A 25,351-nucleotide genomic window follows, 5' to 3' on the forward strand; every position below is an offset into this window, starting at 1 on the left:
TAGGCTTTTGTCGTCATGAACCTGCTCCGCTTAGCATTTACAGACTCAGCTTCGTTATGCGTTCAACCGCTTTCTCCGTATTTTCGCGGCTGCCGAACGCGGTTAGACGGAAATAGCCCTGCCCGCTCTGGCCAAAGCCGACGCCCGGCGTGCCGACGATGTTCGCCTCGGAAAGCAGTTTGTCGAAGAACGCCCAGGAGTCGAGTCCGTTTGGCGTCTTAAGCCAGATGTAAGGCGCATTGACGCCGCCGAACACTTGAAGCCCCAGCGACTTCAGGCCGTCGCGGATAATCCCCGCGTTCGTCATGTAATAATCAATAATCGAACGAATTTGTTCCTTGCCCTCCGGCGAAAAGACCGCTTCCGCCCCGCGTTGGGTCACGTAGGAAACGCCGTTGAATTTTGTCGTATGGCGGCGATTCCACAAATCCGCCACTGTCACGACGTTGCCGTCTGCGTCCTTGGCTTTCAGCTCGCGCGGCACGACCGTGTAGGCGCAGCGGACGCCCGTAAAGCCGGCCGTCTTGGAAAAGCTGCGGAATTCGATGGCCACTTCCTTGGCGCCTTCGATTTCGTAAATGCTGCGGGGCACGTCCTTCTCCTGAATGAATGCCTCGTAAGCCGAATCGTACAAAATAATCGCATCGTTCGCTTTGGCGAAATCGACCCAGCGCTTCAGCTCGGCCTTCGACAGCGTCATGCCCGTAGGATTGTTCGGATAGCACAGGTAGATCAAATCGACCTTGCGCCCTTCCGGCAGGCTCGGCGTAAAGTTGTTCTCGGCGCTGCACGGCAAATAGACGATGTTCTCATATTGGCCCTTCTCTTTATTAAACCGTCCCGAACGGCCGGCCATTACGTTCGTGTCCACATAAACCGGATACACCGGGTCCTGCACCGCAATGACGGCATCCTGGCTGAAAATTTCCTGAATGTTGCCGACATCGCATTTCGAGCCGTCGCTGACGAACACTTCGTTCGTCTGGATGTCGATCCCGCGCGCTTTATAGTCGTTATCGATGATCGCCTGAATCAGGAAATCGTAACCCTGCTCGGGGCCGTAGCCGCGGAACGAATCGGGCCGGGCCAGCTCGTCCACCGCAGCGTGCATCGCTTTCACGATCGCATCCGGCAGGCCCCGCGTCACGTCGCCGATGCCGAGGCTTATAATTTGCGCATTCGGGTTTTCCTGCATGAATTTCGTGCGGCGCTTGGCGATTTCGGAGAACAGATAGCTGCCCTGAAGCTCCGTATAAGAATGATTAATTTGTGTCATTCGGATTCACTTCACCTTTCCTGGATCGTAATCGATTTCCTGCAATTGCATTCATCATAGCGTAAACCGTTCATCGAACTTAATATAGGAAATGGCCAAAAGTTTGCACTTTTCGACGGTTTCGGACAGGCATCGCCTAAGGGCTTACAGCTGGCGCAAAATGGCGATTTCCCTCTCCATATCCTCCGGAACGGGCGCTTCGAATTCCAGATAGGCTCCGGTTCGCGGATGCTCGAAGCCAAGCACCGCGGCGTGAAGCGCCTGACCTTTCAGCCCGATCGTCCTGCTCCGCCCATAGACCGGATCTCCCGCCAGCGGATGCCCGATATATTTCATATGAACGCGGATTTGATGGGTCCGCCCCGTTTCGAGCTGGAGCTCGAGCAGCGTATAATCGGCGATCCGTTCGATGACGGCAAAATGCGTGACCGCGCGCTTCCCGCCCCGTTCGATAACCGTAAACAGCTTGCGGTCGTGCGGATCGCGTCCGATCGGCGCATCCACTGTCCCGTGATCGTGCGGCAGGTTGCCGTGCACGAGGGCGATATATTTCCGCGTCACCGTATGCGCCTTGAGCTGCTCGGCCAGCGACGCATGCGCGAGATCGTTCTTCGCCGCCATCAGCAGTCCGGACGTATCCTTGTCGATCCGGTGCACGATGCCGGGCCTCATAACGCCGTTAATGCCGGACAAGTCGGTGCAGTGATACATTAACGCGTTCACGACGGTGCCCTTGACGTGACCGGGTGCCGGGTGGACGACCAAGCCGCGCGGCTTGTTGATCACGATAACGTCGCCGTCCTCGTATGCGATGTCAAGCGGAATCGCCTCCGGTTCAATCTCCGCCGCCTCGGGCTCCGGAATGTCGATCGTCACCTCGTCGCCGGCGGCGAGCTTGTAATTCGCCTTGGCCGGTCGTCCGTTGACGAGCACGGCGCCCGCTTTGATCCACTCCTGCACCTGGGTGCGGGATGCGGCGGCGTCTTCCTCCAGGCTTTCCGTGACGGCTTTGTCCAGCCTTATGCCCGCTTCGCCGTCCCGGGCCGTAAATTCAATCCGTTCTTCATTGGACCGGCTGGCTTCCATCCGGTTCTTTTCGTTCATGCTGTCCATTCGGTTCACCATTTTCTTTTTTTGAGGAGATCAGGGCATCGAGCAATATAAGCGCAACGCCGCATGTAATTCCGGAATCCGCCAAATTAAAAATCGGAAACACATAGCTGCCGAACGTAAACTGCAGGAAGTCGGTGACTTCGCCGTAAAGCGCCCGGTCGAGAAAATTGCCGATCGCGCCGCCCAGCACGAGACCGAGCCCGATCAGCAGCAAGGGCTTGCCGGTATTCCGGTTTTTCGCCATATACCAGACAATGCCGGCGACGACCAGAAGCGTGATCAGAACGAACAGCCACTGCTGGCGCTGCAGGATGCCGAACGCGGCGCCCTGATTTTTGAGAAACGTAATCACAAAGAAGTCGCCGATAATGCTCATCTTTTGACCGATAACGAAGTTGGCTTCGATCATTTTTTTTGAGACGAAATCGATTGCGAAGACGAAGAGCGCGATCCAATAATAGTAATATTTCACCCCATCAATCCTCCCTTGTCCCAGATATTGTAGCATATCCGCCTTTGCGAGAGCCAGCGGAAGAAGCAGCCGGCCCGCGGATTAAAATCCGGCCGTTCCGCCAACAATAAGGTCGAACCGACGGCCTTCAGATTGACATTTCGAGAAGGGTTGTGGCAGATTATGAGCCATCTTACATCTGAACAGCTTAACGGGCTGAAAGCGAGGCTGGAAGCCGATAAACGGCAGACCGAAGCGCGCCTCGGGGATCAAGAGCATTACGGGCTGGCGTCCTCGCAGCGGGACGACACGGGCGAGCTGTCCGCCATCGACAACCATCCGGGCGATTTGGCGACCGAGACGTATGATCGGGAGAAGGATGTCGCACTGCTCGAGCAGGAGGATCTGCGCCTAGCCCGGATCGATGCCGCCCTGGAGGCGATGGCGGATGGAAGCTACGGGATTTGCCGCGTATGCGGGGAACCGATCCCGTACGAACGGCTCGCGGCGGTTCCGGATACCGTATACTGCGTCGAGCATTCGCCAAGACAGGACGAATCCTACCGCAGACCGGTGGAGGAAGCTTTTCTGCAACCGCCGTTCGGCCGCTCAAGCCTCGACGAGCATGAATATAACGGCTTTGATGGAGAAGACGCCTGGCAGATCGTTGAAAGCTGGGGCAATTCGAACTCGCCGGCCATGTCCGAAAACCGCAACGCGGAAGATTACGAGAGCGTCGGTATCGAAGCCGGAGAACCCGACGGTTACGTCGAGGCGATCGAAAGCTTCCTGGCGACCGATATTTCCGGAAATCATGTGACGGTCGTCCGCAACAAAGCGTATTACGAATATATGAAGCATAAGGAAGGGGACGGCGGACTGGAGGAGGAATGAGGCTCCGGTCCTTAACCAACAAAGCTTGCAGCCTCGGCGGACTGCAAGCTTTGTTTATTATGGCCTGACCGGCATATGAAGGCGGCATCCGCTGCCGGGCCGCTCATTTTTTCCGCCGCATGCATCGTATGGGAAAATGGTTCCGGCTCCAGAGCCGTCATTTCCGAGCGCCGCCTTATTCAGGAGGTTTCGGCCGCTTCAGTTCTCACGTTGCCGCAACCTTCACCCTGCAGCCGCTTTCAAAGGAACGGATTGCGGCCTCCGCGAGAAGCAGCGCGCGATAGCCCGCTCCGGCGTCGACCGGGGGCTTGTCTCCGCTGCGAAGCGCAACGAGAAGCGCTTCGGCATGCTTGTCGAATGTGCGATGGAATTCGCGATCCGCATCGTTAAAGTAGCCGGCCTCCCAGCTTTCCCCGATCTCGCTGCCCGCGGCATGGAACGTATATTTTTTCACCGTATCGTGAATGACGGACCGGCCGCGCGTGCCGTCGATCTCCACGCGATGCGTATCCGGGTAGGCGTAGGATGAATCATAGGTTCCGATCAGGCTTCCGACCGCCCCGCTTCGAAAGCGGAGGGCAAGCGACAGCGTCCGGTACCCGCTGCCGGTTTTGTCCGACATCTCGGCCATCACCGATTCGACCGGTCCGCACAAATATTCCAGCATATCGAAGCCGTGGCATTGCGTCTCGATCAGATTGGCATGCGGATGACTGCTGGCTCCTTCTCCGCCGAACCGCCAGGAGGCGAACGTCAGCTCGCCAAGCCTGCCCGCATCGATCGCCGCGCGCGCAAGCTCGACCGGCTTGGCGAACCTGTGGTTAAAATTGATCGCAAAAAATACGTTTCTTTTGGCGGCTTCGTTCATCAGGATTTCGGCTTCTCTGATATCAAATACAAGCGGTTTTTCGACCAGCAGCGGGAACCCGGCCCGGATAACCTCCAGCGTAGCGTCGAAATGCCCTTGATTCGGCAGGCAGAGGCTGACGAGATCCGGCGTTTCCTGCTCCAGCATGTCGGCAATTCGCGTGTAGGCCTTGGTGCCGAAAATTTCCGCCTTCTCCTGCGTACGAACGGCGTCCCGTCCGACGATTGCGCAGAAATCCACATCCGGCCTCGACGCCCATACGCGCACATGCTGCATCCCCCAGCTGCCCGGCGATTGAAAACCATTCCATAACTCGCGGCCGCTTGCGGAACCGCCCGCTCCGACCAAAGCAACCTTTACTTTCTTGACGGCGCTCATGCCCGATAACCACCTCTCCGGTATCGCCTTGGAAGTTTCGATTATGGGGCCTTCTGAATCCGGTCTCCAAGCGTCTCATTCCAGGTTTAAGCCAAAGCATAGCATGGCGATTTTTTGACGTCAATGCGGTCGCTTCCCCCGGTGCCGCAGGCGGCTTAAGCATATAGAAAACCTTAAAAAAGCCGGCCTCGGACAAGAGACCGGCATAGGATTCCGTTAAAATGATGCCAACCGCTACTTCTGTACCTCGCAGTCGATCATGACATGAATCGTATCGCCTTTATGCTCGTTGCGCAGTCCGAAGGCGCGGCCGACTTCGGCCAGCGGCACGATATGCGTAATCATTTCCTCCGTGTTGACCAGCCCGTCCATGACCAGGCGAAGCCCTTCGTCGAAGAAGCGCCGGTTGTCGATGTCCCGCTTCGGTTCGGTGGATAAAATATCCAGCCGTTTCTTGTGCACCTTGAAGAAATCGACAGGTCTTCTGCAGGTGCCGATGCACCCGTACATGACGATCCGGCCGTTCTGGGCGGCCGCGCTGATCGCATCGACCATCCCGTCCCCCTCAAGCAGACACGGGATCACGACGTCGAAGCCGTCGGGAAAATCATGCCGCAGCGCTTCCATCGTATCGGCATGCGCGGAAGGAAGTTTGTACGTGTGCGTCGCGCCGTACTTGCGGGCGAGAGCCAGCTTCTCGTCGAACAGGTCCGTCACCGCCAGCTTGCGCGGACTGAACAGGGAGACGACCTGCGTCATGACGAGGCCGCTCACGCCCTGTCCGGTAATGAGGACGTTCTTGTGCGGCGAAATATCCGCGAGCTCCGCCGCGTGCAGAATGCCCGGAAGCACCTCGATCAGCGAGCCTTCGATGAGCGGCAGCTCCTTCGGCAGCACCTTGACGGAAAAAGGACTGCAGCAAACGTATTCGGCGAAGGCTCCCCAAACGTATCGCAGCGCGACGGGATCGCCCGCCTTTACGCCGGTGACGCCCGGCCCGACCTTGTCGATGACGCCGGCCACCTCATGCCCGAGCCGCGTCGGATAGGTGATAAATTCCGGCTCCCGCGCACCGCGAAACACCGCAATGTCGCTGCCGCATATGCCGACCCATTTCACTTTGACGCGGACCTCGCCCGGCTTGGGCTCGGGAACGAGCGCCCGCCGCACGCTGATTTCCCCGACCGCGTCCATCACCGCGCACAGCTGCGTGCCCGGTCCGGTCCGGTCCGTCAGCTCCATCGGCGGCACAGCCATTTTTGTTACCATATCGTCTCGATCTCCTTTCTGTTGACTGACGGTCCGCGCATAGCGTTGTAATAGACCGGCAGCTGTCCGGACGATCTGGGCAGCGAAACCGTCAGCTTGCCGCTCGAAAGGCCGGCAGATGCCGCTCGCCCGGACGCATAAGCCTCACTCGAATCCGCCGTCACGCCATCACGTCCCACATCCGTTCGTTCACTTCATAGGCGGTCGGCTCTCCCGCCAGACCGCGGACGATATCGGCCGCCACCGCCTCCATCAGGGCGAGATGGCCCTCGACCGTCGCGCCGGCGATATGGGGCGTCAGCAGCACGTTCGGCAGCGTACGCAGCGGGCTGTCCGCAGCAAGCGGCTCCCTGGCGAACACGTCGAGCGCAGCCGTGAACCGGCCGCTTTGCAGCTCCGCCATAAGCGCTTGCTCGTCAAAAACGCTGCCCCGCGACGAATTGACCAGTACGGCGCCGTCGGGAATGCGGGCGAGCAGCTCCGCCGTCAGTATGCCTTCGGTAGCGGGTAAATTCGGCGCGTGCACGGAAATGACCGGGCATGCCATCACCTCCGCGAGCGTTCCCGTCCGGACACCCAGTCCCGCGGCGGCTTCGGCTGTTAAATACGGATCATAAACGACCGCGTCTACGCCGAACGGCGCAAGCAGGCGGATCAGCGCGCGCGCCGTCGAGCTGGCCGACACGATGCCGACCTTGCTCCCGGCAAGCTCTCTTCCTTTCAGCCCCGGAATCTTCCAGCCTCCCGCGCGCATCCCGCCGCCAAACTCCGGCAGGCGGCGCAGACAGGCCAGCATTGCGGCGAGGCAGAATTCCCCGACGCTAGCCGCGATCCGCGGCGCGCCCGAGTGGACCCGGACGCCGCGGGCGAAGATCCCCCGCGGGACGAGGCTTTTCACGGTTCCGGCGGCATGCCCGACCGCGCGCAGCCCGGGAGCCCGTTCCAGCATCGCTTCGGTCAAGGCCGGCGAGCCCCAGCTTGTCAGGATGACCTCCGCTTCCCGAACGAGATCGAACAGCTCCTCCGCCTTATAATCGCGTCCGGTTTCGTTCCAAACCGGCTCGAACTCGCGCTCCAGCAGCGCGCGGCACGCGTCGGAGCAGACCTCCTGCAGCCGGGATTCCGGCGGAAGCACCAGCGCTTTAGCTTTCATATTTTGTCACCCTCCCATATTCGTCCCGGTACCCGTTGTCGGCAGAGCCGCCGTTCAATCGGACAACCCGGTTCGTGCGCATCGATTCGAAGACGGCGTCTATCACCCTCACGACCGGAAGCACCTCGCGCCCGGACGCAAGCGGCTGGCGGCCTTCGAGAATCGCGTCCGCAAATTCCTCCAGCTGCCGGCGGAAATTGGCCGCATCGCGGCCGCATTCCGCTTCCTTGGCCCCATTTACCTCAAGCTCGTATTCGTCCTTCAGCCGCATCATGCCGTTCGTGCCGATCAAATACCGGTCGTAGACACCGTTCTGCGTCGACCAGATCCGTTTGCCGGTGAGGCCCTCCTCGTCGGTCGGACGGCTGCCCGCGTTGAACGACATGAGTACGTTCGCCATTCGTCCGCCCGCAAACCGAAGGGAAATCGCCGCCTCGTCCTCGCCCCTCCAATGGGGATTGTTGGAAAACCCCTGCGCATAAACCGACTCCGGCGTCTCGCCGTAAGCCCATACGATATAATCGAGGATGTGGCTGCCCCACAGCGGAACGATAAAGCCGCCGATTTTGTCCGGATCCGTCCACCAGTCGGCGGCCGGCTTATCCATATGGGCGAGCAGCAGCGCGTTGATGTTGATCAGCCTTCCGATCGCCCCCTCGCGCAGCCTGCGTACCGATTCCATGACCGAGGTGAAAAAACGCCGGCTCTGCCCGATCATCAGCACGCGCCCGGCCACGTCCGCCGCAGCCTCCATCGCCTCCGCCTCCGCCGAATTCATCGCCATCGGCTTTTCCACCAGCACGTGCTTGCCGGCGCGCAGCGCCCGGATGGAGTATTCGGCATGCAGGTGATGAGGCAGGAGCAGCAGCACCGCGTCGATCTCCTCGTTCTCCAGCATATCCGCATAGGAGGTATACGTCTTCACGTCCTCCTCATTCCCGGCCTCCCGGCGCAGCTTCTCCGCGTCGCGGGATACGAGCGCGGCCAGCCTGAGCTTGGGCGACAGCTCCCGCAGCGCCGGCAGATGAGACTTCGAGACGCGCCCCAGTCCGACGACCGCCATTCTGATTGTGCCGCTCACGGCTTTCCCTCCCCTCGTTGATCATAAGCTTTTTCTTACTTGCCGTTTAACCGGTCCTGATAAGCCTTGTTCATCTCGTCGGCGATTTTCATGTAATCGGGATCGGCCTTCAGCTGTTTGACGAAGGCGTCCCAGGCTTCGATCGGCTCCTTGCCCATAATCACCTTGACCTTCATGTCGTCGATCTTTTTCCGGTAATCCGCGCCGAGACGGATATTGGTGTCGGAAATGAGCCCGTACGACGGGTCGGGGGTGCTGATCTTGCTGCGGGCGTCAATAATCGTTTTGTTGCGCTCGAACACGTTTTTCGGCATGCCCGTGTGATACGCCCACAAATACTTGTCGTACCGCTCGAAAATTTTGCCGAACGAGCTTTGCGACACGCTGTCCTTGACCGCCTGCTCGGTTGCGGTTTTGAAGCCGTCCACCACCGTGAAATGAACGCCTTCGATGCCGTAGCATGCTAGCTGGAACCCTTCCTCGGAGGCGCCATAATCCATGAGCGCGAGAACCTTTATCATCTTCGCCTCTGGCACCTTTTTCGGGATGAGGTAAACGCCGGTCACGCCCGAATTTTGCGGAACATATTGGCCGTTCGGACCGGTAAGGGACGTAAAGGGCAGAAAATCGGCGTTCGGAATCGTCTTCAGCAGCTCCGCGTTGGCGCGCCATACGCCTTCCACGGTGTCGACCTGCACGCCCGCCTGGTTCGCCTTGGCCATGTCCTCGAACTGGGTCGTCTTCATCAGGGCGAAATCCTCCGGCATCAGCTTGTCGGCGAACGCCCGCCTCAGCCACAAAAGCCCGTCGCGGGTGCCCGGCTCGAGGTCGGTATCGACCAGCTTGCCGTCCACCGCCTTCCACTTGCCATTGCTCTCGTTAAATACATTGATAATTTCGTTGTACCCTTTCCCCGTATAGCCGTACGTATCGTTTTTCCCGTCCTTGTCGGGATCGTCCTGCGTGAACGCCTTCAGCACGTTATAGAAGTCGTCCAGCGTTTCCGGCATTTTGAGATGCAGGTTGTCGAGCCAATCCTTGCGGATCGCGAAATAGCTCGCGCCCTCCAGCGGGCGCACCGACGGAATGATGTAGTTTTTGCCGTCGATTTTCGTTTTGTCCCAGATCTCCTTCGGGTAGCTCATCAGATTCGGATAATCCTTCAGATAAGGCGTCAAGTCCCAAAATGCGCCCTGGCGGACCAGCTGCAGCATCTGCGGGTTCGTCATGTCGCTCACCTTCATCAAATCCGGCATGTCGCCGGAAGCGAGCACGACGTTCTGCTTGTCGCTCCAGCTGTTCGGCGAAACCCACGTAATATCGAGCTTCGTCCCGGTGCGCTTCTCGAACTCCTTTGTGACCGGATTGTCTGCCGCAGGCGGCTCGGGCGTGCTGAATTCGGTCATGATGCTGATCTCGACCGGCTTTGCACCGTTATCGCCCCCTGATGCGCCTGATGCATCCGAAGCGCCGGATGACGGCGTTTTGCCTCCGGAGCAGGCCGCGAGCAGCGTTCCGCACAGCAGGAAGGCGGCGGCAGCGTGCAGCGGTCTGCCTCCGCGAAGCGTAACCTTCTTCATGGAAAATCCCCCTTTGTTCTTATCCTTTGACGGAGCCAAGCATGACGCCTTTGGCGAAGTGCTTTTGCAAAAAAGGATACACGCATACGATCGGAAGCGTCGCGATGACGACGGCGGCCATCTTGAGCGTTTCCGGCGGAATTTGCTGCTCGGCCATCATTTCGGCGGCGGCCGAGCCCCCGGCCTGGGTGGATGAATCGATCAGCATGTTTTGCAGCACGAGCTGCAGCGGCCATTTGGCGTTGTCGTTGATGTACAGCACCGCGGTGAAAAAGGTGTTCCAATACGCGACAGCATAAAACAGGCCGAACGCCGCCAGCGCCGGCATGGAGAGCGGCAGCACGATGCGGAAAAACACGCCGATGTCGCTTGATCCGTCGATGACGCCCGATTCCTCCAGCTCCGGCGGAATGCCGTCGAAGAAGCTGCGCATCAGCGCCACGTACCAGCCGCTCGTCAGCACCGGCAAAATGAGCGACCATAAGCTGTCGATCAGCCCGAGATCGCGGACGAGCAGATAGGGCGGAATAAGCCCCGGATTGAACAGCAGCGTAAAAAGAATCATCAGCATGATGGCGCGCCTTCCCATCAGTCTTTTGCGCGACAGCCCGTAAGCGAGCGCCGAGGTGACGATCAGGCTGAGCGCCGTTCCGACGGAGGCGAGGAAGACGCTGACGAGCGTCGCCCTCGTGAAGGTCGACGTGGACAGCAGATACCGGTAGGAATCAAGCGTCCAATGCTGCGGGAACAGCACGAATCCCCGCTTGGCGATATACTCGGTCGGGTCCGTGAAGGACACCGCAAAAACGTAATACAGCGGAAACAGCGTAACGGCGGCAGCGGCGACGAGAAACGCGATATTGAAGCCGTCGAACAGCCGGCCGCCCGGACTTCGTTTCAAGCTACATCCCCTCTTTCCCCCGCATGCGGGTTATGGTGCGGACCGGACGGGAGCCGGACTTTCGGCGGCAGACGGGAGCGAATGCGCCGGCCGGCCCGGCTCCTCGCCGCCGGTGCAATCAGGCTCAAGCAGCCGCGATTCCCGCGTTTTCTTTCGCCGGCTTCGCCCGCTCGGCAGGCCGCATGGCAGCCGGCCGCAGCCCGCCTAATAAATGCCTTCCTCGCCGTACCGTTTGGCCAGCCGGTTGGCGCCGATGACGAGAATGAGGCCGACGACCGACTTGAACAGGCCGACCGCCGTGCTGAAGCTGAACTGCCCCTGCTGGATGCCGAGCCGGTATACATACGTTTCGAAGACGTCGGCTACGTCGGAAACCGCGCCGTTCATCATCAGGAACACCTGCTCGAAGCCGACGTCCATCACATGCCCGAGCCGCAGGATGAGCAGAATGACGACGACGCTGCGGATTCCGGGGAGCGTGACGTGCCAGGCCTGCCGCAAACGTCCGGCGCCGTCCATTTTGGCCGCTTCGTACAGCTGCGGATCGACGCCGGCAATGGCCGCGAGAAAAATGATGGTGCCCCAGCCCGTTTCCTTCCAGATCGTTTGCGCGGTCAGCAGCGCCCAGAAGCTGTGCTCATTGGTCAGAAAGTCGTATTTGCCGAAACCGAGGCTGACCAGCAGCTGATTGATAATGCCCGACGACTGCGACAACAGCAGGAACGAAATGCCCGCCACGATGACCCAGGACAAAAAATGCGGCAGGTAGACGATCGACTGGATCCACTTCTTCACGTATGCGTTTCGCAGCTCGTTCAGCAGAAGCGACAGCAGCACCGGCAGCGGGAAGAAGAAGATCAGGTTCAGCAGGCTGATCGCCATCGTATTGCGGAACAGCGTCCCGAAATCCCGGTCCGAGAAAAACCTCGCGAACTGCTCGAAGCCGACCCATTTGCTGTGCAGGACGCCCATATACGGCGAATACTCCTGAAACGAGATGACGACGCCCCACATCGGGACATATTTGAACAAAAGAAAAAACAGGACGCCCGGCGCCACCAGCGCGTACAAATATTTGTCCCGCCGGAGCCGGGAAAGCACGGCGTTCCGGCTTGGTGCCGCCGCCCGCTGCGCCGGATGCCCGGCGGCGGCTTTCGCTCTCGCGCTCATATCGCTTCCGCCTCCCCGCTCCCGCCGAACAGCTCCTTGGCATACGCCAAATCCTCGGCGATATAGCGGTCCGTGCGGCTATCATCCGAATACTGCGCCGTCAGGCAGACGACGCCGGCATATCCGCGCCGCTTCAGGTAAGCGGCCGCCCGCGGCCAGGACGCCATGCCGTGCCTGCCCGTCGTAAAATGGCGCCCCCACTGCGCGGATTCGGCTTCCGGTCCGTTGCTGCGGTACATGTACACATTTTTCAGATTGACCATCGCCAAATGGGATGCGAGCAGCTCGATCCCGTATTCGGGCTGCTGACCCGCCAGCGCGTCGTGCGCCGCATCCCAGACCGCCCCGATAAGCTCCGGTTCGAATCGGCCGACAATCCGCATCAGTCCGGCCGCATCCGGGACGAACCGTCCGTGATGCTGCTGTATGCCGACTTTAACGTTGTACGCCCGGCAAAGCGGCGCGACGCTGCGTTCTAGCCAGTCGGCGAGCCGCCGCTCCGAGGCGAGATAGCCGTCCTCGCCGATCTCCGCCATGATGCGGATCATCGGTACGCCGGCTTCGGCGCAGGCGGCGAAAATCCGTTCGTCCGGACGGGCGGCGACGCTGAAGATGTCCAGCCCGACGCTCCTCACAGCCGCCGCAAACGCCGGCAGTTTTTCCGTTGCGGCGGACGGCTCCACCTGGAACCCTTCCCGGACCGGCAGCTCGATGCCGTCGAAGCCGACGCCTTTCACCCATTCGGCAAGCGCCAGCGCAGGCGTGTCTTTCCAGGGCTTCGTAAACAGCGAGCAGCGGATTGCTTCGGCCGCCCCCGTACGGTAAGCGTCCCGGATACCGTCGTAGGGACGTCCCCTGGCATTCGATGCCTCGCGCGATTTCGGCTCCTGCCGTTTCTCATGCGTGTCCAATCGCATCTTCTCCTTTCCGTAACCGTCAAGTCGGCCCCATTCGAAGGGCTCGTCATGCCTTAAGCGTAAGCCCCTGCCGAAGAACGCGTTAAGCGGTCCCCGCCTTCGGCACGGACCCGATCAAGTCAAGCAGCGCTTTCAGATCGTCCATGCATTTGCGCGCGAGATCCCCGTAGACGGGCAGCTCCGAGCCCGGCTTCGCGACGCTTTCCACGGTCAGACAGCCGTTGTAGCCAACCTCCGCAAGCCCCTTTAGCACGGCGCACCAGTCGATGCCGCCCTGGTTGATCAGCCGGTGGGCGTAATATCTCGGCGCCTCCGGCTCCCGCTTCGGAACGACGCGATGAAACCGGCCGATATGCGGAACATAGTCGCCGTATTCGAATGCCCATGGATAATCCGGACCGGTCAGCCGAACGATGTCTTTTACGTGGACATTAAACAGATGATCTTTAAGCATCTTAATCGCGTCCGCGCCGTATTCGGCCGGCACTTGATACAGGTTGACCGGGTCCAGAATCAAGCCGACATTGGTGCGGCCGACGGCCCGTACGAAAGCGAGCGCCGACTCCGCATGGTCGCACAGCGTGCCGTGGTGCATCTCGATCGCCACGCGGACGCCGCGCTCCGCCGCCGCATCCGCACAGATGCGGAAGCAGCGGACGGCTTCGGCGAAATTCGCCTCCGGCACCTCGCCGGAATGCTGGAAGCCCGGATTCAGCCGCATCATCCCGCAGCCGATCGTCTCGGCGAAATCCAGATAATGCTCCCACCTGCGGATTTCCCTTTCGTTCTCCTCCGCAGTATTGCAGGCGAAATTGCCGGCAAACAGCGACAGGTTGGCGGCCTCCAGTCCGAGCCGGACCAGCATCTCCTTCATGGCGAGACCGCGTTCGCGCGGGACAGGCACGTTCAGCAGCTCACCGACGCCGCGCAGCTCCACTCCCTGATAGCCAATCGACGCCGCATCCTGCAAAAAACGTTCGATCGGCGCGTCATCGTACATGTTGCCGGCGAGTACAATCTTCGGGTTCATGCTTGCCCTCCTTGACAGCGTTTTCATTTCCACATCCAAAATGGTAGCGCAACTTTCCACTTTAGTCAATATTTAAATTAACTTTATCAACAAAATTGTGATTTTCTTAATATTTCCATGTAATTCAACGAATCCTCTTGCTCAACCACTATCATTTTGTTAGGATTTATTCATAACTCATTCAAAAAAGCAGCCCCGATCTCGAATTCCGCTTCGACATCAGGGCTTGGTTCCTGTATAATCGGGGTACGAAACAAAGAAAGAGCGACGGTGAATCCCATGAACCTATCCGGCAAAGCCGGCGATCAAAAAGGAAGCAAAACGGCCATTCTTCAGACTTTGCGCATGTTCGGACCGATGCCGAGGATCACGCTGACGAAAATGACGGATCTGAGCCGCGCGACCATTTCGCTCTCCATCGCGGAGCTGATCGAAGCGGGCCTCGTGCAGGAGACGGAGAAAAGCCCCTCGACCGGCGGCCGGCCTGCGATTTCGCTCGAGCTCGTTCCCGCCTCCCACGCCGTTCTCGGCGCCGATTTGGACAACCAGGAATGGACGCTCGGCGCATTCGACCTGCTCGGCAATACGCTGGACATCGTGAAAATCCCGGTCCCCTCCTTCGAGCCGGAGGCAGCCGTTCAGGCGCTGACGGACCGGGTCGGCAATTTTGTTAAAGATTTTGACAAAAGGATCGTGCATTTGCTGGGGCTAAGCGTTCCCGGTCTGGTCGATAACCGCCAGGGAACGATCCGGAGCGCATCCGACTGGGGGTGGTCCAATGTGGAGGTGGAGCGGATGGCGGGCGGCGCGCTGGGCTGGCCGGTCGTCGCGCTGAACCGCCACCGGGCGCGCGGACTGGCTGAATGCCGTTTCGGGGCGGGCCGGGAATACAAGCATATGATTTATGTAGGTGTCGGGTCGGGCATTGCGGCGGGGATATTTAGCGACCGGCAGCTGGTATCCGGATGGTTCGGGGGAGCCGGCGAACTCGGCCATATTACTGTGGAGCCGGACGGGCCGGTCTGTCCGTGCGGCAACAGCGGATGCCTGCACCTGTACGCCGCGGCATCGGCGATGGAGCAGGAAGCAAGGCGGCTGCTGCGGGCCGGACAGCCGCACAGCGTCCTCGGCGGAATGGTTCCGGGCTTCGACCTGCAGCTGCTGAGAGCCGCGGACGTTTGCCGGGCCGCGGACGACGGCGACGAGCTGGCGCTTCAGGTCGTCAGCCGTGCCGCCTCCTATCTCGGACTTGCGCTGGCCAATCTCGTCAACCTGCTCAACCCGGAGGCCGTGATCCTCGGCGGCGCCGTCCCCGCAAGCTGCGGCGCGTATGCGCGCGCGGCCGAAGCCGTCATGCGGCAGCGTTCCATGCCGGCGCTATCGGCCGGCACGACGCTGCGGACCGCCGCCTTCGGGCAAATCGGAGGCGCGCTCGGCGCGGTCAATTTCGCCCTGGACCGGCATTTTTCTTATCAGCTGCTCGTTCAGGAAGGCTTATGACGTCCTAAGCGGGCGGCCTAGTACACCTTGCCTTCCAGCTGGCGCTGCACGATGCGCACGATGTCGGCGATATAATCGCCGATAATCGGCAGGTTCAGCGCGCCGAGCAATTGCAGCACGTACAGGATTGTAGCGGCGAAGAAGGTAAATCCGATGGCGATGCCGACGCCCCGCGCCGTTCCGGCCAGCACGTTCCGCCAAATAAGCGAAAGCGGACGGTGCAGCAAATTGACGTATTCGGCCATCTGCGCCTTTTCCAGATCGATCGCCACCTTTTTCAGCCGTTTATCCAGCGATTCGATCGTGCGGGCGAGTACATTCCAGTCATTGGCTTCGTTTTTGGACATTCGCATCACCTCCTGCATGAAAAAAGACGCCCATCGGACTTCGCCGCGAACGGCTTCCGCCGCCCGCCTTCAAAGTTCGCATGGGCGTTCGTTCCTGTCCTCTATGCTGTTACTATACCCTTAATCAGGCAATTAGAATCCCGATTTCTTTCTCGCCGAGCTGCACCCGCTCCATGCCCTCGCGCTCGCCGTATTCGACGCCGCTCAGCAGCACATTGTCCTGCAGCACCGACTCGAACGCCCGCAGCGCGTCCATCAGCTCGTCATCCACATCGAGCACGAGACGGACCCGCTTCTCGATCGGCAAATCGAGCTTTTTGCGCGTGTCCTGCACCGCCCGGATGACTTCACGGACATAACCCTCCTGCTCGAGCTCCGGCGTAATCTCGGTGTTGAGCGCCACGGTCAGCTGGTACCCCGATGCCGATGCGAAGCCCGCCTTCGCCTGCTTTTCCACGAGCAGCTCGTCCAGGGAGATCGTCAGCTTCTCGACTTCCGGAGAAGTGAAGCCCAGCCCGCCGCCGCTAACCGCCGCTCGCGTCTCGTCCGGCGTCAGCCCTTTCAGGAACGCCTGGATCGGACCGACGTTTTTGCCGTATTTTTTGCCGGCGACCTTCAAATTCAGCTTGAACGTAAAATCGACAAAGCCGCCGTCGCCGCTTTCGACCGTAATCCGCTTCACATTGATTTCGTCCTTGATGATGTCCTCGTAGGCCGCCAGGTCGAATTCGCGGTCTAGCGCGACGATCAGCTCCGAAAGCGGCTGCCGCGTCTTGATGCCCGTCTCGTTGCGCACGTTGCGCGCCAGCTCGACGATTTGCCGCGCCGTCTCCATGTCCCGCTCCAGCTTGTCGTCGATCGCCGCTTCGTCGGCTTCCGGATAATCGGCCAAATGGACGCTTCCGCTGCCGCCGAGGTTGCCGTATACATCGTCCGCAAGCAGCGGCGCAAACGGCGCGATCAGGCGGGACAGCGTCAGCAGCACGTGCCGCAGCGTTCCGTAAGCATCCAGCTTGTCGTCCGTCAGGCCGCTTCCCCAAAAGCGGTCGCGCGAGCGGCGGATGTACCAGTTGCTCAGCTCGTCGACGAACGTCTCGATCGCCTTCGCCGCATTCAGGAAGTCATTCACGTCCAGCCCCTTCCGCACCTGGCGGATCAGGCTGTTCAGCCGCGAAACGATCCAGCGGTCAAGCTTGGCGCCCGATACGCGGTGCGGCTGCGCCGCAGGGTCGTACCCGTCGATCGATGCATACAGCGCGAAGAACGCATGCGTGTTGACAATCGTGTCGATCACCTTCGACTTCGCTTCGCCAACTATGCCGCGCGAGAACCGCTTGCTGTTCCATGGCGCGCTGTCCGCCAGCAGCGCCCAGCGGAACGCATCCGTGCCGTATTCGTTGATGATTTCCCACGGATCGATGACGTTCCCTTTCGATTTGGACATCTTCTGTCCGTTCTCGTCGAGAATATGCCCGGTCGAAATGACCGCTTTGTACGGCGCCTTGCCGTTATACAGCGTCGAAACGGCAAGCAGGCTGAAAAACCAGCCGCGCGTCTGGTCGATGCCTTCGCAAATCATGTCCGCCGGATACTGTTCCTCGAACAGCTTCTCGTTCTCGAACGGGTGATGGTACTGCGCGAACGGCATCGAGCCGCTGTCGAACCAGACGTCGATCACTTCCGGCGTGCGGGTCATGACGCCGCCTTCGCAGTGCGGACACTTCAGCTTCACTTCGTCGACGTACGGCTTGTGCAGCTCGATGTCCGGCGAGATCGGCGATGCCGAGCGATCGACAAGCTCGGCGATGCTGCCGGGCGCGTGCTGCCCGCCGCAGCTGTCGCACACCCATACGTTCAGCGGCGTGCCCCAGTAGCGATTGCGGCTGATATTCCAGTCGACGAGGTCTTCGAGAAACTTCCCGAAGCGGCCCTCGCGGATATGCCCCGGATACCAGTCGACGCCGTTGTTGTTCGCGATCAGCTGGTCCTTGACCGCCGTCGTCTCGATAAACCAGCTTTCCGTCGCATAATAGATCAGCGGCGATTTGCAGCGCCAGCAGAACGGGTAGCTGTGCTCGTAGCGCTCCTTCGCGAACAGCAGCGAACGCTCGCTCAGCATTTTGAGGATGTCGACGTCGCAGTCCTTGACGAACCGGCCGGCGAGATCGGTGACGGCTTCCATATAACGGCCGGCGTTGTCGACGACGTTCAGGAAGCTGACCCCGTTCTGGCGGGCAGCCCTGTAGTCGTCTTCCCCGTGCGCCGGCGCGATGTGCACGATGCCGGTACCGCTCGTATCGCTTACGAAATCGCCCGGAATGATGAAATGCCCGTTTTCCGGTTTCGCATAGCGGAAAGGCGGCTCATATTTCATGCCGACCAGGTCAGCGCCTTTCACAGTCGAGACGATCTCATACCCGTCCTTCAGCACCTCTTCGGCCAGGCCGGCGGCGACGATGTACGTTTCGCCCTCCTTCTTCGCACGCACGTAATCAAGCCCGGGATTGACGGCAAGCGCGGCGTTTGCGGGCAGCGTCCACGGTGTTGTCGTCCAGGCGAGGGCGTACTCGTCCGAATCCGCCAGCTTGAATTTGACCGTGGCGCTCAAATCCTTCACATCCTCGTACCCCTGCGCCACCTCGTGTGAGCTGAGCGTCGTCTGGCAGCACGGGCAGTAGGGACTGACGCGGTGCCCGCGATACAGCAGCCCTTTCTTGTGGATCGTCGATAAAATATGCCAGACGCTCTCGATGTAGCTGTTCTTCAGCGTAATGTAAGGATGGTCCATATCCGTCCAGTAGGCGATCGCCTCGGTCAGCTCGCGCCACTGCCGTTCGTATTCGAAGACGCTGTCTTTGCATTTCTTGATGAACGCCTCGATGCCGTATTTCTCGATTTCCTGCTTGCCGGAAATGCCAAGCTGCTTCTCGACGCCAAGCTCGACCGGCAGCCCGTGCGTATCCCACCCCGCTTTGCGGACGACGCGGTAGCCCGACATCGTCTTGTAACGGCAGACAAAATCTTTAATTACCCTGCCGAGCACATGCCCGATATGCGGGGCACCGTTTGCGGTCGGCGGCCCTTCATAAAATACGTAATTCGGCCGGCCCTCCCGGTTCTCGATCGATTGCTTGAATGTGCCCTCCGCATTCCATTTGGCCAAAACCCGCTTTTCGCGTACTCTGGCCCGTTCCTTCACATCAACGCGCTGCATCGCTATCAGAGCCCCTTTCCAGTGCTTGAAAATAAAAAAATCCCGTCCCCAATAAGGGACGAGACCTCGCTCGCGTTACCACCCTCGTTCCGAAGCGCAGCATGACATGTCCGTCCCTTCCGTCCCCATGAACGGAGCAAACGGCCAACCAATACCCGCGGTTTCGGCACTCTGCCGACGGACGCAATCGTCCGCGTTCCGGATAACGGTGGACATCCGGCGGCGCTTAGTTGGCCGGGAGCCATGAAGCGGCAATTCGGCTGAAGGCTTCCGCCTTCGCCTTGTCGTGCCGCCGCACCTTCTCCCCCGGCGGGTTCGGCCCCGCTTCTCGGAGATGATTTTCCGCTGTCGTTTGAACGCCGGCTCTCAGCGGGCACCGGCTCTCTGGGGAACAAACGTGACGGCGTACTCGTTCTCGTCGACGAATTTACTGCATTGTAATAGTTCATTTATACGCGATTAAAACGCAAATGTCAAACGGGCCCGGCGCATGTCCGGACCTTCACCCGCGGCTACCCTCTGATGATTTCGCTCGTCAGGCTCCCGCTTCCGCTGCCTCCGCCGTCGAGTGAATCCCATCCCTCCTGGCTGAGCAGCTCCAGCTGCGCCTCCACGAGCGTGCGGAAACGGGCGCGGTAGATGGATGCCTGCTTCTTCAGCTCCTCGACCTCAAGCGCTACCTTGCGCGATTTGGACAGCGATTCATTGATGATCCGGTCGGCGTTTTTTTCCGCTTCCTTGATGATCAGCTGAGCTTCCTTCTTCGCGTTGTTCTTGACCTCGTCGGCCGCTTCCTGCGCGATGATGATCGTTTTGCTCAGCGTTTCCTCGATATTCGCAAAATGGTTCAGTTTTTCCTGCAAAGCGATCGCCTGATTTTGCATCTCTTTATTTTCGCGAATAAGCGCTTCGTAGTCTTTAATGACCTGATCGAGAAATTCGTTTACCTCGTCCTCATCGTATCCGCGCAGACGTCGGCCGAATTCCTTGTTATGTATGTCCAATGGCGTAAGCGGCATTGGCGCACCTCCTGAAGATGATCTCGAATACTTGCTTCGCCGGAACCGCAAGGCGAGCTTGGCCAATCCCGGCATCCGAATTCGCGCCGGCCCCGTCAAGGGAAGCAAGAAAAAACGGCTGTCGCCGCCCATTGACGGCAAAGAGTTTCTTCCTCTGGAAATAGAAGCACATATTTAGAAAGATCATTTCGACAGAAGCGGGCAAAATCCTGCAACCGCCTATATAAATTTGCCGATTTTGACGCGCACCCTGCCTTTTTTTGTCGTCCCTTCCACGCTCAGCACCTTGAACCGGCCGAGCCCCTGGAACGAAACGACGTCTCCCTCCTTCAGCGGCGTTGAAGGATCTTCTTCCGCCTTCCAGTTGACGCGGCAGCGTCCCGCCCGGATCGGATCGACGATCTTGCTTCTGCTGATCCGGTATACGTCGCTGGCGATGCCGTCCAGACGCAAAGAAGCCACCGACAGGCTCATTTCTTCCAATGCGGGAGCGGCGACGCGCAGTTCGGACAAAGGAAGAATTTCCGTCAGGACATGAACCCGGTGGACTTGACGTAAATGAATATCAATATAGCATGCAATTTCTTCGGCAACCAGACAATCGCAGTGCTCTTCGTGCACTTGCAGATCGCCGATGCGGTCACGTTTGATGCCGAGACCCAGCATCGCGCCGAGGTAATCGCTGTGATCCAGCTCCAAATGCCCCTGCGTCCCGCCGCTGACGCGGATCAGCGCGATTCCTTCCGGCTCGTCATCCAAATAACGGTACTCCGGCGCTACGATCGCCCGTTTCCGTTCGGCTTCTTCGTAGCCTCCGAAAAGCTTCAGCTGCACCTCGGGCCGGCGGTTGGCCAGACTCGATAAAATATCCGCCTGGCGCGGATCGAGAAAATCGGTTCGTTTCAGCTCATGCCCGAAAGCCGCGCGGTCGATCCATTCGGACGCCCGGTCGACGAACGGCCGCTCGTCGGGATGAAAATGAACGTACAGCTCGGGCTTCACAGGAAAAAGCCGATAACGGCGATAATCCCTGCCGCCACGAACTGCAGGGCGATCAAAGCGACGATCGGGGAAATGTCCAGCATGCCGCCGATTGGCGGAATAATGCGTCTAAAGGGCGTCAAATAAGGCTCAACCACCTTGGCAAGCAGCTGGCCGACAAAACTTTCCCGGGCATTTGGAAGCCAAGAGAGCAGCGTATAGCCGATAATCATAAATGTGTATATTCGTTCCAGCGTCCATATTAGTCCCGCATAATCCATCTACTCAAGGTCACCTCATTTTTCTGTAGTCTTCCTCGCTGAGCAGCTCCGAAATCGTACCTTGAATTTCAACGGAATCCGGCGTGCAAAGAAAAATATTCGGTCCGATCTTGGAAATTTGTCCCTGCAGCGCATAAATCGTCCCGCTCAAGAAGTCGACGATCCGGACCGCCTGATCCGTACGGACGCGCTGGAGATTGACGACGACCGACCTTCTCGAACGAAGATGGTCGGCAATTTCCTGCGCTTCGTCGTACGAGCGCGGCTCGTTCAAAATAACGCGAACGGTTTTCTGCGAATGAATGCTGACCACGTTGTTGGGTCTCGTTGTATGTTTACGCGGTTCGGCCGGAGAGGTTTCAACGTCCTGTTCCTCTTGCTCCACAATCCGTTCGCGCTCGACGATCTCCTCTTCTTCCTGCAGACCGAGAAAATTCATGAATTTATTCATGACGCCCATTTTTATTCCCTCCCGACTAATATGGTGCCCAATCTGAGCCAAGTTGCGCCTTCCTCGACGGCGATTTCGAAATCGCCCGACATGCCCATAGATAACCCGGTAACCGGTTTGTTAAGCACCGCGGCCGCATTCAGCTCGTCCCGAAGCTGCCGCAGTCCACGAAATACGGGTCGGGACCGCTCGGCTATCGCTTCGTTCGGAGCCATCGTCATGAGTCCGGCCGGCTCGATATTCGGGAGATTCGCCACCGATCTTGCGAAAGGGATCAGCTGCTCCGGAGCCAGCCCGTGCTTGCTGTCTTCTCCGGATATGTTGACCTGAAAAAAACAGGGGACGACAATGCCCAGGTGCTCCGCCCGCCGCTGCACGGCTTCGGCCAGCGACGGCCTGTCCAGCGAATGAATATATGTAAATCTTCCAACAACTTCCTTCACTTTATTCGTCTGCAGGGAGCCGATAAAATGCCAGACGGCTTGTCCGGCGACGTCCGGCCGGCGTTCAGCCTGATCACCGCCGATGGCCAGCCATTTGGCCGCGGCGTCCTGCCAGCGGTTCTCGCCAAGATGCAGCAGGCCATGATTCAGAACGCTGACGGTCTGTTCCGTACCGACGTATTTGGTTACCGCGATGATTTGGATGTCTTCCCGCTTTCTGCCGCTGCGGCGGCAGGCTTCGGACAGGCGCGACTCCACCGTTTCGATTCGATTCGACAACGTCACGAGTCCGCGTCACCTCTTTCCATGCCGATCCAGCTGACCATCCGCCCGGTTTTCCCGCCTTCTTTGCGATGCGAAAAAAACAAATCGGTCGAACAGCCGGTGCACCATTCAGTCATTTCGATATGCGTCGGCAAAATTCCTGCTTTTATCATAATCTGTCGGTTCATTTCTTTCAAGTTGATGCGGGCTTTGCCGCCCTCCGACGCAGCGATCAGCGGCTCCTGCGGCCGGGCATCCGGCAGGGGGCCGGCCTCCAGCATGCTCGCCAGCTCTTCCGACAGCCGAAGCGCTTCGCCGCCCACCTCATAACAGCACAACCCGATCGAAGGCCCGATCGCGGCGCGAATATCGGCGGGGTCACAGCCGAACTCCGCAGCGAGCGCCTCCACGGCGGCTCGCGCGATTTGCAGCACCGTACCTTTCCATCCGGCATGGGCGAGGGCAATGACGCCGCGGTGCGGATCGAACAAATAAAGCGGGACGCAGTCCGCGTAAAAAGAGGTCAGCAGCACGCCCCGCTCGCCGGTAATCAGCGCATCGGCATCGCCGACCGACGACTCGCGCGACAACCGGCCGCGGCCCCGATCCTCCGCCGTTACGCGATACACGCGCGAGCCGTGCACCTGCTCGGCGCACGTCCACGCTTCAAACGGCCAGCCGATCTCCTCGGCGATCCGCTCGCGGTTGCGCACGGCCGCATCCGGCTCGTCGCCGACGTGGAGCCCGCAGTTCAGCGAGCTCCACGGCCCGGCGCTGACGCCGCCCAGCCGGCTGGAAAAGCCGGCCGTGAGTCCGCCGCGGAGCTTCGCCCATTGCGGCAATAAAAAAAGCGAAGGTCCCTTCGCGGAATCATATCGCTCAAACGGTTCCATTCCTTATTTCACCTCGTTAACCAGTGTACCACAGCTGCGTCCGGCCGCGCGAGCGGTACTTGCCGGCGGGATGAACGCGGCTGATGCGGTACGCGGCGGCCTTCCCCTTTTCCGCCGGAGCGCTGAGTATCCCTCTCCGGCCGGTGTCCGGCCTAGACCAGGCGGCTTATTTGTCCGCCGGACGGAATATTCGGCGTTCAGCGCGCCTGGGCTTCTTCCTCTTCGCTGCGCAGCATTTTCGTATCGTCGACCCGGACCAGCACGACATCGGCGCCGATTTTCACAATATTGCGCCAAGGAATCACGACATCCGTTCCGCCGCCGAACAAACCGAAAAATTTTGAATAGCTCGGCACGACGATCGCGTCGATTCGGCCTTGCCGCAAATCGAGCTCCAGGTCGGTGACCTGCCCGAGCTTCTTGCCGTCCACGATGTTGATGACGTCCTTTGTCTGGAAATCGGATATTTTCATTTCCGTTCACCACATTTCCGTAAGGGTTGAGACCATCCCCGTCTACTTCTTATATATGTTTCGCCTAGGCAAAAGTTGACTTATAAAACGAACCCCCACCATTTGCGCTTTTTGGCCTGCAGCCGGCAAGCGAAAAAACTCCGGCCCTTTGCCGGAGGCAAAGGGCCGGAGCGTCACATATCGTTAAGGTGTCCCGAAGCTTCGGGAGCTTAGGCTTGTAAAGGCGCGACTAGAGATCAAGTCTTCACGTGCTTCTGCATCTGCTGGATCGCCGACTTTTCGAGGCGCGATACCTGTGCCTGGGAGATGCCGATTTCGTCGGCGACTTCCATTTGGGTTTTGCCTTCGAAAAAACGCATCGACAAAATCATTTTTTCCCGCTCGTTCAGCTTATGCATCGCTTCCCGCAGGGCTATTTCCTCGATCCAGGAGACGTCTTTGTTTTTATCGTCGCTGATCTGATCCATGACGTAGATCGGATCGCCCCCGTCATGATAAATCGGTTCGAACAATGAGACCGGATCCTGAATCGCATCGAGGGCGAACACGACGTCTTCTTTCGGAACGTTAAGCGCCTCGGAAATTTCGAAAATCGTCGGCTCCCGCGAGTTTTTGTTCGTGAGGCTGTCGCGGATCTGAAGCGCCTTGTACGCGATGTCCCGGAGACTGCGCGAGACGCGGATCGGATTGTTGTCCCGTAAATAGCGGCGGATTTCGCCGATAATCATCGGCACCGCATAGGTGGAAAATTTCACGTTTTGACTGAGATCAAAATTGTCGATCGCCTTCATCAGCCCGATGCAGCCGACCTGAAACAGGTCGTCGACGAATTCGCCGCGGTTGTTGAAACGCTGGATGACGCTGAGCACAAGCCTCAGGTTGCCATTGACCAATTTCTCTCTTGCTGCCCATTCGTTCTTCGTTTGCAGCGCGGTGAAAAGCTCCCGCATTTCGGCGTTTGTCAGGACGGGCAGTTTCGCGGTATCCACTCCACAAATCTCGACTTTGTTTCGGGTCAACGTGATTACCTCCCAAGGAGAAACATTACTGTTCATTATCTCCTCGGCCTGCCCTTTTATTCCTGCCCTGTAGCCGCCGCACAGCTCCTTGAAAATCCGGAAAACGCTACCATCGGCGCCATCCGCGGACGAGATGTGCAAAATAATTTTCGCGCTTTCCCTGCCCCGCATGCACGTGCATTTCAAATTCAAACAGGCGCTCATTCGTTTAAGTTTACGGAGTCCGGCTGAATCCGCTTCAATTGTCAATACGCAAAAAAGAGAGCCCGGCTCACCCGGTGCTCCCATTCAAGGCGGCGTTACAACGCCGCCGGATCCTTATAATTAACTGCATGGCCTGGCACCTTCCCATGCTCCATCCCGTTTTTGCGGCTCTTGGAAGCGC

26 protein-coding genes are annotated in these 25,351 nt (G+C 59.2%); 2 read left to right on the forward strand and 24 right to left on the reverse strand.

What is annotated here, in order from left to right:
- Positions 1 to 37: 37 nt before the first annotated feature.
- The 3 genes from PD282_RS16935 to lspA all read right to left on the reverse strand — a co-directional run bounded on the left by PD282_RS16935 (position 38) and on the right by lspA (position 2,861).
- The gene (locus PD282_RS16935; RefSeq protein ID WP_274651823.1) at positions 38 to 1,276 is read right to left on the reverse strand and encodes an LL-diaminopimelate aminotransferase; all 1,239 of its coding nucleotides are present in this window, start codon (positions 1,274 to 1,276) and stop codon (positions 38 to 40) included.
- A 144-nt stretch (positions 1,277 to 1,420) separates the two neighbouring features.
- Positions 1,421 to 2,389 carry an RluA family pseudouridine synthase gene (locus PD282_RS16940; protein WP_274651824.1) on the reverse strand — a complete coding sequence of 323 codons (969 nt, stop codon included), beginning with the start codon at positions 2,387 to 2,389 and terminating at the stop codon, positions 1,421 to 1,423.
- Positions 2,340 to 2,861: a signal peptidase II gene (gene lspA / locus PD282_RS16945; protein WP_420832304.1), complete on the reverse strand. Its 522-nt coding sequence runs from the start codon at positions 2,859 to 2,861 to the stop codon at positions 2,340 to 2,342. Before lspA ends, PD282_RS16940 begins: the two co-directional genes overlap by 50 nt.
- Positions 2,862 to 3,023: 162 nt before the next feature.
- Here lspA and PD282_RS16950 point away from each other — a divergent pair, with 162 nt between their 5' ends.
- Positions 3,024 to 3,734: a TraR/DksA C4-type zinc finger protein gene (locus tag PD282_RS16950; protein ID WP_274651826.1), complete on the forward strand. Its 711-nt coding sequence runs from the start codon at positions 3,024 to 3,026 to the stop codon at positions 3,732 to 3,734.
- An 11-nt stretch (positions 3,735 to 3,745) separates the two neighbouring features.
- Here PD282_RS16950 and PD282_RS16955 read toward each other — a convergent pair whose 3' ends face one another.
- The 11 genes from PD282_RS16955 to PD282_RS17005 form a co-directional block, all read right to left on the reverse strand.
- Positions 3,746 to 3,895 (reverse strand): hypothetical protein, encoded by a 150-nt coding sequence (locus PD282_RS16955; protein ID WP_274651827.1) that lies wholly within the window; start codon positions 3,893 to 3,895, stop codon positions 3,746 to 3,748.
- 44 nt (positions 3,896 to 3,939) lie between these two features.
- Positions 3,940 to 4,980: a Gfo/Idh/MocA family protein gene (locus PD282_RS16960; RefSeq protein WP_274651828.1), complete on the reverse strand. Its 1,041-nt coding sequence runs from the start codon at positions 4,978 to 4,980 to the stop codon at positions 3,940 to 3,942.
- A gap of 234 nt (positions 4,981 to 5,214) precedes the next feature.
- A complete protein-coding gene (locus PD282_RS16965; protein WP_274651829.1) occupies positions 5,215 to 6,249 on the reverse strand; it encodes a zinc-dependent alcohol dehydrogenase in 1,035 nt (344 codons plus the stop codon).
- Complete coding sequence (locus PD282_RS16970; RefSeq protein ID WP_274651830.1) at positions 6,243 to 6,413, reverse strand: hypothetical protein; 171 nt, start codon at positions 6,411 to 6,413, stop codon at positions 6,243 to 6,245. Before PD282_RS16970 ends, PD282_RS16965 begins: the two co-directional genes overlap by 7 nt.
- Positions 6,410 to 7,402 carry a hydroxyacid dehydrogenase gene (locus tag PD282_RS16975; protein WP_274651831.1) on the reverse strand — a complete coding sequence of 331 codons (993 nt, stop codon included), beginning with the start codon at positions 7,400 to 7,402 and terminating at the stop codon, positions 6,410 to 6,412. The genes PD282_RS16970 and PD282_RS16975 overlap by 4 nt, the downstream gene beginning before the upstream one ends.
- Positions 7,392 to 8,483, reverse strand: a complete 1,092-nt coding sequence (locus tag PD282_RS16980) for a Gfo/Idh/MocA family protein (RefSeq protein ID WP_274651832.1) — start codon at positions 8,481 to 8,483, stop codon at positions 7,392 to 7,394. Before PD282_RS16980 ends, PD282_RS16975 begins: the two co-directional genes overlap by 11 nt.
- 35 nt (positions 8,484 to 8,518) lie before the next feature.
- Positions 8,519 to 10,063 (reverse strand): extracellular solute-binding protein, encoded by a 1,545-nt coding sequence (locus PD282_RS16985; protein ID WP_274651833.1) that lies wholly within the window; start codon positions 10,061 to 10,063, stop codon positions 8,519 to 8,521.
- Positions 10,064 to 10,082: 19 nt separating this feature from the next.
- Positions 10,083 to 10,964 carry a carbohydrate ABC transporter permease gene (locus tag PD282_RS16990; protein ID WP_420832305.1) on the reverse strand — a complete coding sequence of 294 codons (882 nt, stop codon included), beginning with the start codon at positions 10,962 to 10,964 and terminating at the stop codon, positions 10,083 to 10,085.
- A gap of 204 nt (positions 10,965 to 11,168) precedes the next feature.
- The gene (locus PD282_RS16995) at positions 11,169 to 12,134 is read right to left on the reverse strand and encodes an ABC transporter permease (RefSeq protein WP_274651834.1); all 966 of its coding nucleotides are present in this window, start codon (positions 12,132 to 12,134) and stop codon (positions 11,169 to 11,171) included.
- Complete coding sequence (locus PD282_RS17000; protein ID WP_274651835.1) at positions 12,131 to 13,045, reverse strand: sugar phosphate isomerase/epimerase family protein; 915 nt, start codon at positions 13,043 to 13,045, stop codon at positions 12,131 to 12,133. Before PD282_RS17000 ends, PD282_RS16995 begins: the two co-directional genes overlap by 4 nt.
- Before the next feature lie 88 nt (positions 13,046 to 13,133).
- Positions 13,134 to 14,081 (reverse strand): sugar phosphate isomerase/epimerase family protein, encoded by a 948-nt coding sequence (locus PD282_RS17005; protein ID WP_274651836.1) that lies wholly within the window; start codon positions 14,079 to 14,081, stop codon positions 13,134 to 13,136.
- Positions 14,082 to 14,360: 279 nt separating this feature from the next.
- Here PD282_RS17005 and PD282_RS17010 point away from each other — a divergent pair, with 279 nt between their 5' ends.
- On the forward strand, positions 14,361 to 15,581 hold the full coding sequence (locus PD282_RS17010; RefSeq protein WP_274655286.1) for an ROK family transcriptional regulator: 1,221 nt from the start codon (positions 14,361 to 14,363) through the stop codon (positions 15,579 to 15,581).
- Positions 15,582 to 15,598: 17 nt separating this feature from the next.
- On the opposite strand, the gene PD282_RS17015 is transcribed toward PD282_RS17010, so the two are convergent.
- From PD282_RS17015 to sigG, 10 genes are all read right to left on the reverse strand, one after another.
- Positions 15,599 to 15,928, reverse strand: coding sequence for a DUF5665 domain-containing protein (locus tag PD282_RS17015; RefSeq protein WP_420832306.1), 330 nt, complete (start codon positions 15,926 to 15,928; stop codon positions 15,599 to 15,601).
- A 124-nt stretch (positions 15,929 to 16,052) separates the two neighbouring features.
- A complete protein-coding gene (gene ileS / locus PD282_RS17020) occupies positions 16,053 to 19,142 on the reverse strand; it encodes an isoleucine--tRNA ligase (RefSeq protein WP_274651837.1) in 3,090 nt (1,029 codons plus the stop codon).
- Positions 19,143 to 19,654: 512 nt separating this feature from the next.
- A complete protein-coding gene (locus PD282_RS17025) occupies positions 19,655 to 20,161 on the reverse strand; it encodes a DivIVA domain-containing protein (protein ID WP_274651838.1) in 507 nt (168 codons plus the stop codon).
- A 219-nt stretch (positions 20,162 to 20,380) separates the two neighbouring features.
- Positions 20,381 to 21,163: a YlmH family RNA-binding protein gene (locus tag PD282_RS17030; RefSeq protein ID WP_274651839.1), complete on the reverse strand. Its 783-nt coding sequence runs from the start codon at positions 21,161 to 21,163 to the stop codon at positions 20,381 to 20,383.
- Positions 21,160 to 21,423 carry a YggT family protein gene (locus tag PD282_RS17035; RefSeq protein WP_274651840.1) on the reverse strand — a complete coding sequence of 88 codons (264 nt, stop codon included), beginning with the start codon at positions 21,421 to 21,423 and terminating at the stop codon, positions 21,160 to 21,162. Before PD282_RS17035 ends, PD282_RS17030 begins: the two co-directional genes overlap by 4 nt.
- Positions 21,424 to 21,433: 10 nt before the next feature.
- Positions 21,434 to 21,883, reverse strand: a complete 450-nt coding sequence (locus PD282_RS17040; protein WP_274651841.1) for a cell division protein SepF — start codon at positions 21,881 to 21,883, stop codon at positions 21,434 to 21,436.
- Between the two features lie 2 nt (positions 21,884 to 21,885).
- On the reverse strand, positions 21,886 to 22,602 hold the full coding sequence (locus PD282_RS17045) for a YggS family pyridoxal phosphate-dependent enzyme (RefSeq protein WP_274651842.1): 717 nt from the start codon (positions 22,600 to 22,602) through the stop codon (positions 21,886 to 21,888).
- Positions 22,599 to 23,474, reverse strand: coding sequence for a peptidoglycan editing factor PgeF (pgeF, locus tag PD282_RS17050; RefSeq protein ID WP_274651843.1), 876 nt, complete (start codon positions 23,472 to 23,474; stop codon positions 22,599 to 22,601). The genes PD282_RS17045 and pgeF overlap by 4 nt, the downstream gene beginning before the upstream one ends.
- A 197-nt stretch (positions 23,475 to 23,671) precedes the next feature.
- Entirely contained in the window at positions 23,672 to 23,947 is a 276-nt protein-coding gene (locus tag PD282_RS17055) for a YlmC/YmxH family sporulation protein (protein ID WP_274651844.1), read from the reverse strand.
- A 236-nt stretch (positions 23,948 to 24,183) separates the two neighbouring features.
- Entirely contained in the window at positions 24,184 to 24,966 is a 783-nt protein-coding gene (sigG, locus tag PD282_RS17060; protein WP_274651845.1) for an RNA polymerase sporulation sigma factor SigG, read from the reverse strand.
- Positions 24,967 to 25,351 lie beyond the last annotated feature (385 nt).

The sequence above is a fragment of the Paenibacillus humicola genome, from assembly GCF_028826105.1.
In the GTDB taxonomy this organism is placed as follows: Bacteria; Bacillota; Bacilli; order Paenibacillales; family Paenibacillaceae; genus Paenibacillus_Z; species Paenibacillus_Z humicola.

What these genes read in the sequence shown, in the direction of transcription:
- PD282_RS16965 (WP_274651829.1), bottom strand. Translation starts at nt 6,249, where the DNA reads ATGGTAACAAAAATGGCTGTGCCGCCGATGGAGCTGACGGACCGGACC.
- PD282_RS16955 (WP_274651827.1), bottom strand. Translation starts at nt 3,895, where the DNA reads ATGACGGCTCTGGAGCCGGAACCATTTTCCCATACGATGCATGCGGCG.
- PD282_RS16960 (WP_274651828.1), bottom strand. Translation starts at nt 4,980, where the DNA reads ATGAGCGCCGTCAAGAAAGTAAAGGTTGCTTTGGTCGGAGCGGGCGGT.
- PD282_RS16950 (WP_274651826.1), top strand. Translation starts at nt 3,024, where the DNA reads ATGAGCCATCTTACATCTGAACAGCTTAACGGGCTGAAAGCGAGGCTG.
- PD282_RS17005 (WP_274651836.1), bottom strand. Translation starts at nt 14,081, where the DNA reads ATGAACCCGAAGATTGTACTCGCCGGCAACATGTACGATGACGCGCCG.
- PD282_RS16935 (WP_274651823.1), bottom strand. Translation starts at nt 1,276, where the DNA reads ATGACACAAATTAATCATTCTTATACGGAGCTTCAGGGCAGCTATCTG.
- pgeF (WP_274651843.1), bottom strand. Translation starts at nt 23,474, where the DNA reads ATGGAACCGTTTGAGCGATATGATTCCGCGAAGGGACCTTCGCTTTTT.
- PD282_RS17040 (WP_274651841.1), bottom strand. Translation starts at nt 21,883, where the DNA reads ATGGGCGTCATGAATAAATTCATGAATTTTCTCGGTCTGCAGGAAGAA.
- PD282_RS17055 (WP_274651844.1), bottom strand. Translation starts at nt 23,947, where the DNA reads ATGAAAATATCCGATTTCCAGACAAAGGACGTCATCAACATCGTGGAC.
- ileS (WP_274651837.1), bottom strand. Translation starts at nt 19,142, where the DNA reads ATGCAGCGCGTTGATGTGAAGGAACGGGCCAGAGTACGCGAAAAGCGG.
- PD282_RS17035 (WP_274651840.1), bottom strand. Translation starts at nt 21,423, where the DNA reads ATGGATTATGCGGGACTAATATGGACGCTGGAACGAATATACACATTT.
- PD282_RS16975 (WP_274651831.1), bottom strand. Translation starts at nt 7,402, where the DNA reads ATGAAAGCTAAAGCGCTGGTGCTTCCGCCGGAATCCCGGCTGCAGGAG.
- PD282_RS17025 (WP_274651838.1), bottom strand. Translation starts at nt 20,161, where the DNA reads ATGCCGCTTACGCCATTGGACATACATAACAAGGAATTCGGCCGACGT.
- PD282_RS16985 (WP_274651833.1), bottom strand. Translation starts at nt 10,063, where the DNA reads ATGAAGAAGGTTACGCTTCGCGGAGGCAGACCGCTGCACGCTGCCGCC.
- PD282_RS17015 (WP_420832306.1), bottom strand. Translation starts at nt 15,928, where the DNA reads ATGTCCAAAAACGAAGCCAATGACTGGAATGTACTCGCCCGCACGATC.
- PD282_RS16940 (WP_274651824.1), bottom strand. Translation starts at nt 2,389, where the DNA reads ATGGACAGCATGAACGAAAAGAACCGGATGGAAGCCAGCCGGTCCAAT.
- PD282_RS17010 (WP_274655286.1), top strand. Translation starts at nt 14,361, where the DNA reads ATGAACCTATCCGGCAAAGCCGGCGATCAAAAAGGAAGCAAAACGGCC.
- PD282_RS16995 (WP_274651834.1), bottom strand. Translation starts at nt 12,134, where the DNA reads ATGAGCGCGAGAGCGAAAGCCGCCGCCGGGCATCCGGCGCAGCGGGCG.